Origin of the sequence: Acinetobacter rathckeae, assembly GCF_015627125.1 — a bacterium.
Lineage (GTDB): Bacteria > Pseudomonadota > Gammaproteobacteria > Pseudomonadales > Moraxellaceae > Acinetobacter > Acinetobacter rathckeae.
In genome coordinates this window covers 735,147-744,468 of the sequence record NZ_VTDO01000001.1, presented here as the reverse complement: position 1 = coordinate 744,468, position 9,322 = coordinate 735,147, and the positions used below count along the sequence as shown (strand labels likewise).

Sequence of the window (9,322 nt, the reverse complement as noted above, 5' to 3'; positions counted from 1 at the left end):
TATCCATACTATGCGCGTTATTACGCAACAGGTACAACTACAGCAGGTACTGTAGTAGGCCAAGTTGACTATTCTATTATTTATAAATAATACAATTACAATTGATGATGGGAAGAGATCACGTGAAACAGTATTGCATCGCTTTAATGGCCAGTTTATGTGTACAACATGCCGTATCTGGCGTAACAATTACGGGGACACGCGTTGTCTTTCCATCAGACCAAAAGCAAGTGGTGGTTCAGCTTAATAATCCAGATCAGAGAGCTGCTTTAGTACAGTCATGGTTGGATGATGGTAACCCCAAAGAGATTCCACCTGCAGGCAGAATTCCATTCATTTTAACGCCACCTTTAGTACGTATTGAAGCAAATAAAGGGCAAATGGTTCGGTTACTTGCTAAAAATGCTGATCAATTGCCGAAAGATCGTGAGTCTTTATATTGGTTTAATATTTTAGATGTTGCTCCTACAGATCAGTCTGCAGCCAATAAACTCAATATTTCGGTACGTTCGAGAATTAAACTTTTTTATAGACCAATACAATTGGCAGAAAAACCAGAGCACTTTTTTCAAAAGCTCCATTTTAAATATAACGTTGAAACTCAGAGCATAAAAGTGACTAATCCAAGTCCATATTATATGAGTTTTCAACAAGTCGTTATCAGTAATAAAAAAGGTACAGATCAAGAAACTTATACAAGTCCATTGATGGTGAATCCTTTTAGTGAAGAAACATTTAAAACAAAAGTGGCATCGCCAAACTCAATCACTTATACCCTGATTAATGATTTTGGCGGTACGGTATCTTTTAATACAATAGCCGATTAATTATGAATAAATCTATATTAAACGTAGGGTTTATGATCACAACTGTACCATTGTTGTGTTTTAGCCCTGCGAGTGCTGAGGAATTATTAACTTTTGACTCATCTGCATTATTTGGGTCAAGCAATAAAAATATCGATTTAAGTGCCTTTAATGTAGAAAACACGGTTCCTGTTGGAGTTTATGTGTTAGGTGTTGGCCTAAATGATCAGTATTTAGGCCAGACAAATATACGTTTTTGGCAACCTGATCTGAAAAAACCTGCAGTTTTATGTGTGGATCAGGCTTTACTTGAAAAAATTGGTTTAAAAAACGATGTGCGTTCTAAACTCTCACAAAAGCCTTGTGTGAGTTTAAGTGATATTAGTCCAGATGCTAAATATAGTTATGATGATGCCAATCAGGCATTAAGTTTAACAATTCCTTTGGCATTGCTTGTTGAGCGACCTGTAGGATATATTTCGCCACGTTTGTTTGATCAGGGCGTGACAGCAGGGTACTTAACTTATAACTATAACCATTATAGTAATAATAACCAGTCAATAAACACAGACAGTAATTATTTGGGTTTAACAGGGGGGATAAATATTGCAGGGTTTAATTACCGCCATATGGGTAGTTTTGAATCAAGCAATAACCGTTTAACACATTATGTCTCTTCGCTAAATGTACTTTCTAGAGATATTACTGCACTTAACTCTCGACTTTCATTTGGTGATTTCACTACCAATGCCTATTATATGAGCTCTTACTTGATTAGAGGGGTAGAGTTAAGTAATGACAGTTCTATGCGCCCATGGTCTGTGCAAAGTTATGCACCCACCATTTCAGGGGTGGCAAACTCGAATGCATTGGTGTCTATTTTTCAAAATGGCCAAAAAATTTATGAGCGTACCGTTCCTGTTGGGCCATTTGATATTCGAGATTTAACCACATTAGCCACAAATGGTGACTTAACAGTACAAGTGACTGAGCAAAGTGGTCAAAAGCATAGCTTTATTGTACCTATGCAAGGTATGACAAATTTAGTACGTGTAGGTCAATTTAATTATAACTTCGCTTTAGGGCGTTATAAGCTAGAAAGAAAAGTCTTAGATGAAAACCTTGCTCAGGGAACATTAGAATACGGTATATCCAATAATTTCACGCTACATGGTGGCTCAACGCTAAGTAATCATTATCAAGGCTATTTATTAGGTGGTGGTGTAAATAGTTTATTTGGTGGTATGACGTTTGATGTAGAGCAAGGCAATGCAGATTTAGATGGCACGAAAAAAAATGGGCAAAAATATAAGCTGACGTATCGTTACAGTTTTATGCCTTTAAATTTAAGTTTAAATGTTAGCACGCAACAGTTGACCCAAGGCTATATTTCTTTTGCCAATACAGTGTCTTTATTAAATAGCAACCAACTGACTCAAGATGAGGTCGATAATTTTTATTTAACCTATCGTTTAAAAGCTCAAACCAGTATTACTTTGCGTCAGCAGTTTAAAGCAGGTTGGGGCGCATTGTATCTGACAGGTACACGTTCACAGTATTGGAATGATCAGCAGAGCTATAATCAATATACTTTAGGATATTCAAATCATTATAAAAAGTTGAATTACAGTATTAATGTGGCACAAACGCAAACGGTCAGTAGTGAAGCTAATCGTAGTATCTATGCCAGTTTATCATTCCCACTGTCTTGGAAAGATAAAAATACTAATGTAAACAATACTTTACAGCATAGTAATACAACCGATATGTTTGCTACAGGCTTGAGTGGTACGGCGGGTGAACAAAATCAGATGACGTATACTTTAAATGCAAGTCGAGATGACACGCAACGCCAGTCAACGATCAATGCAAGCATGAATTATTTATTGCCACAAACAAACGTGGGCTTCACTGTAGCGAAAGCGAACTCACAGCGTCAGTATGGCGTGAGCTTACAAGGAGGGGTTGTTGCACACCCATATGGTGTCACATTAACCAATAATTTGTCGGATACGTTTACCATTATACATGCACAAGATGCGGTAGGTGCCGAGGTAGTGAATGCATGGGGTGTGAGATTAGACCGTTTTGGTAACGCAATTTACCCAGTGGTCGACCCATATCATATCAATACTTTAAGTATTAATAGTAAAGATTTACCACTTGATGTCGTGATTGAGAATAACCAGTCTCAAGTGATTCCACGCCGTTATAGCTCGACTTTGCTCACTTTTGATACCAAGAAAACCTCTAACATTTTATTAAATGTACATACCGCAAAACAAGAGCAGATTCCGATGGGTGTTGAGGTGAAAACCAAAGACAATACAACGGTTGCGGTGATGGGGCAATCTAACCAGTTGTTTGTCGAGTCTGAGCAAAGCTTAAAACAACCACTTACTTTACGTTGGGGGGTTGTTAATCAACAAGTATGTGTTATTCCTGCAAGTGATACAAAAGTGAATAAGGCATCAAGTAAAAAACAATTCCAAGTGATTGATGTGGTGTGCCAATGAAGAAATATCATTTAATTTTTATTGTAATTGCATGTTTGTTGTCGAGCATTTCTGCATTTGCAGATGACTGTACAATTACATCAGGTAATTTGCGTGGTGGGAGTATTACACCTACAAACTCAACATCAACTACGCATGTGTATACGGCTTCTATGATTACGCATGGGAGTATTGTGAACTGTCTGACTAAAACCAATAATAGTTATTCTGGTTCAATGACAACAGTATTAAGTTTGACTGGCTCAAATATTGACAGCAGTACCAGTGTAACCAATAGTGGTATTACGTATTATAAAATTGTAAATACAGGCAATGAATTTGTAGATAATTTTGCATATGTCTATTTTACTGCTTCAGATAACAATAGCGCAAATAGCCCATCTACGACCTTGCCAAGTATGGTGAGTAACAGCGGATCATGGACCATGTATACATCTACGACAGGGAGAGCCACACAAGGTCTAAGACTTACACCTACTTTTTATTTCTCTAAAGTGCCAACATCAACTATTAGTCAAAGTATTATTTGGGGAACACTGAGTGTAAAACTCGTATACAACGGTACAACATATAGTAATTCACCCACCTTATATACCACGATTAACTTTACTCCAGTTTCGACTAAAACGTGTTCTGTCGCAGATGCGAGTGTAACACTACCCACCACAAATATTTCAGCACTGAGTACCAGTGGTACAGATGCAGGGCGTACTAAATTTACCATTACAGCAACCTGTAGTTCGGGCTTAGCCAGTACGTCTATGACAGGTGTCATGTTAGATGCTAATAATGTAAGTAACTCAACCTATTTACTGAGTAATACAGGAACAGCAACAGATGTGTCTGTAAAGCTATATGACACATCAAATACCGCTATTCCTTTAGGTGGCAGTGGAAGTAGTTTTACATTTGGTACGACATCATCAGCAACAACGCCAACTGTGAGCAAAAGCTTTTATGCGGTTTATCATAGAAATGGCAGTACAGCTTTGGCTGCAGGTACGGTCAAAGCACAGGCTACTTTAAGTTTGTTTTATAATTAAAAAGATCATACTCAGGTGATACCAAAACGGATCACCTTTTTTATTGGCATTAATCACATGCCTTTACGCTTTGCTACACATCTTTTGTTATTCTCTTATATGATACCTTTAAATGATCCATAGCCAAGCTTGTACCATTTCGCTAGGAAATATCGATCATCACGTACAAAGTACTTAATTACATTAACTTTATTTCATAATTTTAGTAAAATCAGAAATACACAAGTGACTTATAAATATGGAATAACAACATTTATAAGTTAATTTAAAACACAGGGAGAACACCGTGCTAGAAGCTTACCGCCAACACGTTCAAGAACGTGCCGCACTAGGAATACCAGCAAAACCACTTGATGATGCACAAACTGCCGATCTTGTTGAACTATTAAAAAACCCACCGGCAGGTGAAGAAGCATATTTGGTAGACCTTTTAGAAAATAGAATCCCTGCAGGTGTTGACCAAGCTGCTTATGTAAAGGCTGCTTTTTTAGCTGCTGTTGCCAAAGGCACAGCAAGTTCACCATTAGTGACCAAGCAAAGAGCGGTCTACCTACTCGGTACCATGTTGGGTGGTTATAATGTTGCCCCACTGGTTGAATTACTTGATGATGCTGAACTGTCTGACCTTGCAGCAGATGCACTCAAAAAAACATTACTCGTATTTGATGCCTTTCATGATGTTGCTGAAAAAGCCAAAGCAGGCAATACTAAGGCACAAGCAGTCATGCAATCATGGGCAGATGCAGAGTGGTTTACGTCACGTAAAGATGTGCCTGACGAAATTAAAATTACAGTATTTAAGGTGACAGGTGAAACCAATACAGATGATCTTTCACCTGCACAAGATGCATGGAGTCGCCCAGATATTCCTTTACACGCAACAGCGATGCTCAAAAATGAGCGTGATGGAATTGTGCCTGAAAAACAAGGTGAGATTGGACCAATACAGCAAATTAAAGCACTGATTGCGAAAGGTCATCAGGTGGCTTATGTCGGTGATGTTGTTGGTACGGGTTCATCTCGTAAGTCAGCGACCAACTCTGTCCTTTGGTACTTTGGTGAAGACTTACCACATATTCCTAATAAAAAAGATGGCGGTGTCTGTTTAGGTAGCAAGATTGCTCCAATCTTTTTTAACACCATGGAAGATGCAGGGGCATTGCCAGTAGAAATTGATGTGTCTGATATGAATATGGGTGATGAAATTACCCTAAAAATTGATAAAGATGCCGCTGAAGTAACCGCCTATAAAGCAGGTCAGCAAATCGCTCACTCTAAGCTTAAAACGCCTGTATTGCTCGATGAAGTACGTGCTGGTGGTCGTATTAACTTAATTATTGGCCGTGGCTTAACAACAAAAGCAAGAGAAGCATTGGGTCTACCTGCATCTACATTGTTCCGTCAGCCTAAGCAACCTGTTAACTCAGGTAAAGGTTTTACTTTGGCACAAAAAATGGTGGGTCGAGCATGTGGTTTACCTGAAGGTCAGGGTATTCGCCCAGACACTTATTGCGAACCACGTATGACCACTGTGGGTTCACAAGACACTACAGGGCCAATGACACGTGATGAATTGAAAGATCTAGCATGTTTGGGCTTTTCTGCCGACTTGGTCATGCAGTCATTTTGCCACACAGCCGCTTACCCAAAACCTGTAGATGTTCAAACGCAGCATACGCTTCCTGACTTTATTATGAACCGTGGTGGTGTGTCATTACGTCCTGGCGATGGCATTATTCACTCATGGCTCAACCGTATGTTGTTGCCTGACACTGTGGGTACAGGTGGTGATTCGCATACGCGTTTTCCAATTGGTATTTCATTTCCAGCAGGTTCGGGATTGGTTGCATTCGCTGCAGCTACAGGCGTTATGCCTTTAGATATGCCTGAGTCTGTTTTGGTGAAATTTAAAGGCAAAATGCAAGCGGGTATTACGCTCAGAGACCTTGTGCATGCCATTCCGTATTATGCAATTCAGGCAGGCGATTTAACGGTTGAGAAGAAAGGTAAGAAAAACATTTTTTCTGGCCGTATCTTAGAAATTGATTTAACTGAAATGGAAACGGAACTCACTGTTGAGCAAGCATTTGAGCTATCAGATGCATCTGCGGAACGTTCTGCGGCAGGTTGTGCGATTACTTTATCTGAAAACAAAGTCGCAGAATATTTACGTTCGAATATTACCATGCTGAAATGGATGATTTCGCAAGGTTATGGTGATGCAAGAACCATGGCACGCCGTGTGGAGAATATGGAAAAATGGCTTGCTAACCCAGAGCTACTTAAAGCAGATGCCGATGCTGAATATACAAGAGTTTATGAAATAGACTTGGCAGAGATTAAAGAGCCTGTATTATGTTGTCCAAATGACCCTGACGATGCAAAACTGCTGTCAGATGTGCAAGGTGCTAAAATTGATGAGGTATTTATTGGTTCATGTATGACCAATATTGGCCACTTCCGTGCAGCAGGTAAACTGTTAGATAAAGTACCAAGCGGTGCATTAACAACACGCTTATGGCTTGCACCACCAACACGTATGGACGAGCATCAGCTGATGGAAGAGGGTTTTTATAACACCTATGGCCGTGCAGGTGCACGTACAGAAATGCCAGGTTGTTCGCTCTGTATGGGGAACCAAGCACGTGTTGCACCCAATACAACAGTGGTTTCAACTTCTACACGTAACTTTCCAAACCGTTTAGGGCAGGGGGCAAATGTATACTTAGCTTCTGCTGAACTGGCTTCGGTCGCTGCAGTGCTAGGGCAATTGCCAACGCCTGAAGAGTACCAAAAGTATGCTTCACAAATTGATAGCATGTCTTCAGATATTTATAAATATTTGAACTTTGACCAAATGGCACAGTATCAATCTGCTGCTTTAAAAGTAGATACCAAGAAAATATCTGCTGCACAGTTGACTTAAACATGTGTTATACCCCTTACAGCTTAATGCTGTAAGGGTTTTTTAGTCGGTGAGATACCAAGCGAATTGAACCCATCAAAAGAGTTAGGTGTAAGCTAATCTTTATGCCATATTATATCTGACTCAGCGATGCATGATTGAGCAATATGTTGAGATAGCTCGTGTGTTAAGTTTAGTCCTTCCCATTTAATCATTTGCTGAATGATCCATTCAAAATCATAAGCTTGAGGTTTTTGAGGTTCTGAAAAGTTTTTAATAATATCTATAAGCTTATAATACTCTGGAACATGAACTTTATCTGAACAATTAAACTGAATAATATGGTATTTCTCTAACATATCCCAAACTTCAGTCATGGAGCATAAGTTTTTTAGCTCGTGCTGTGCTTTTACAATCGCTTGAGTGATTGCTCTTAATGTATTAGGGTAGTTTTGAGCCCAACTTTGTGTCGTGGCTAATACTTTGTCTGCAACTTGGGGAATAATTTGTTTACTCTCGGCAATAATTTGTGAGTAACCTTGTACTTGCGATTGAATATTCCATGGTTCCCCGACACAAAAACCATCAATGGTTTGTTTTTGAATCGCTTGAATCATGTATGGTGGAGGGCAGGTCATGAGTTGTAGGTTTTTTGCGACGTCGATATCTGCTAAAGACAGCCATTCTTTCAAACAGTAGTGATGAATTGAATGTTTAAAAACATGTGCTAAATGAATACTCTGATTTTTTTTTATAATATTTACAACTTTGTTCGCACTTTCCGATATCGCATCAGATGATGAGATATTGTGTTCAAAACATATCTGTTGATTGAGACTAATAAATGCACGATTAATGCTTAAAACTAAAGGTGTTTGTAGTGGAATACCAATTTGGTCTGCACCTACAGCAGCTGCGGGCAACATAGCAGATAAACAATGTGCGGCATCGAGCACACCAAACGCTAATCGGTCTCTTAAGCTTGCCCAAGACGCTTCTTTTACTAATGTGACATCTAGGCCTAATTCATCAAAGTAACCACGTTGCTTCGCCCAAAGGATGGCAATACAGTCAAGTAGTGGAATATAGCCCAGTTGTATGGATTTTTTTTCTAAAGTGTGCATTATTATTCCTTTAATTCAAACTGTAATAGTTTTTGAGCATCAATTAACCTACGTGCCATATCTCCGATCGTAATTCTTAGGCTCATGGCATTTTTACGTAATAGCTGGAAAGCTTGTTCTTCAGAAACTTTGTGAATTTGCATTAAAAGTACTTTTGCTTTTTCAATGTCTTTTCGGTCTGCGAGTTTGTTTTTAGTATCTTGCAGATCATTTAGAAGTCTTTTGTGTTTTTTATATTGTTCTATTGAAATCTCAAGAATACTTTGTAGTTTTATAGGGTCGATACCATCAACAATATATGCAGTTACACCCGCATCAATCGCATTTTTAATGACATCTTTATTGGTGTTTTTAGTGAATAAAACAGTGGGTAGATCAAATTGACTCACGCAGTTTTCAATAATATCTCGATGAGGGTTAGCCATGTCGAGCAAAATAACATCTGCATGTAATTGTTCTAGCTGTATTGTGCTTAAATGTTCGATGCTCAAACATGCAACAACCTCTAAATCATGCTCAATCAAAGAGCATTTTATGAGTTGGGCACGATCTAGATCATCATCAATGAGTGCAATTTTTAAAGTAGACATAAACTTAAATGAAAGTATGAGAGTATTTCACAAAAGGAAAAGCAATTTTTATACCAGTAGCTACAGCAATATATGAAATATAACTGCACTGCTTTAACGCAACAGTACAATTCTATCTGGTATTTTTTGTGCAAAAAGCTTTTCTAAATATTTATTTATACTTAAATAATTCAGTTTAGATAAAGTTTTTAATGGTTGGCACATTATATGCATTAAATATAATGAGTCAAAGAAGACTCCTAAAATTTATATGACGGTCAATGGCGCCCGTTCTAATCCGTTTTTGTTTTGTGGCATAAGCCCAAAGCAAAGTGATGAATACGTTAAGCTCAGAAGAG

Annotated in this window: 6 protein-coding genes; 4 read left to right on the top strand and 2 right to left on the bottom strand. The window is 38.5% G+C overall.

The genetic code is table 11. The annotated features are described in order from the left end of the window. Positions 1-122: 122 nt before the first annotated feature. The 4 genes from I2F31_RS03555 to I2F31_RS03540 all read left to right on the top strand — a co-directional run bounded on the left by I2F31_RS03555 (position 123) and on the right by I2F31_RS03540 (position 7,291). Positions 123-827, top strand: coding sequence for a fimbrial biogenesis chaperone (locus I2F31_RS03555; protein ID WP_323127547.1), 705 nt, complete (start codon positions 123-125; stop codon positions 825-827). Between the two features lie 2 nt (positions 828-829). Beyond that, the gene (locus I2F31_RS03550) at positions 830-3,322 is read left to right on the top strand and encodes a fimbria/pilus outer membrane usher protein (RefSeq protein ID WP_195773447.1); all 2,493 of its coding nucleotides are present in this window, start codon (positions 830-832) and stop codon (positions 3,320-3,322) included. Next, positions 3,319-4,365: a fimbrial protein gene (locus I2F31_RS03545; protein ID WP_195769568.1), complete on the top strand. Its 1,047-nt coding sequence runs from the start codon at positions 3,319-3,321 to the stop codon at positions 4,363-4,365. The genes I2F31_RS03550 and I2F31_RS03545 overlap by 4 nt, the downstream gene beginning before the upstream one ends. Positions 4,366-4,651: 286 nt before the next feature. Then, positions 4,652-7,291, top strand: coding sequence for a bifunctional aconitate hydratase 2/2-methylisocitrate dehydratase (locus tag I2F31_RS03540; protein ID WP_195769569.1), 2,640 nt, complete (start codon positions 4,652-4,654; stop codon positions 7,289-7,291). 95 nt (positions 7,292-7,386) lie between these two features. On the opposite strand, the gene I2F31_RS03535 is transcribed toward I2F31_RS03540, so the two are convergent. Both I2F31_RS03535 and I2F31_RS03530 read right to left on the bottom strand, forming a co-directional pair. Then, positions 7,387-8,394: an ABC transporter substrate-binding protein gene (locus tag I2F31_RS03535; protein ID WP_195769570.1), complete on the bottom strand. Its 1,008-nt coding sequence runs from the start codon at positions 8,392-8,394 to the stop codon at positions 7,387-7,389. A 2-nt stretch (positions 8,395-8,396) separates the two neighbouring features. Further along, positions 8,397-8,984, bottom strand: a complete 588-nt coding sequence (locus tag I2F31_RS03530) for an ANTAR domain-containing response regulator (RefSeq protein ID WP_195769571.1) — start codon at positions 8,982-8,984, stop codon at positions 8,397-8,399. Between the last annotated feature and the right edge of the window lie 338 nt (positions 8,985-9,322).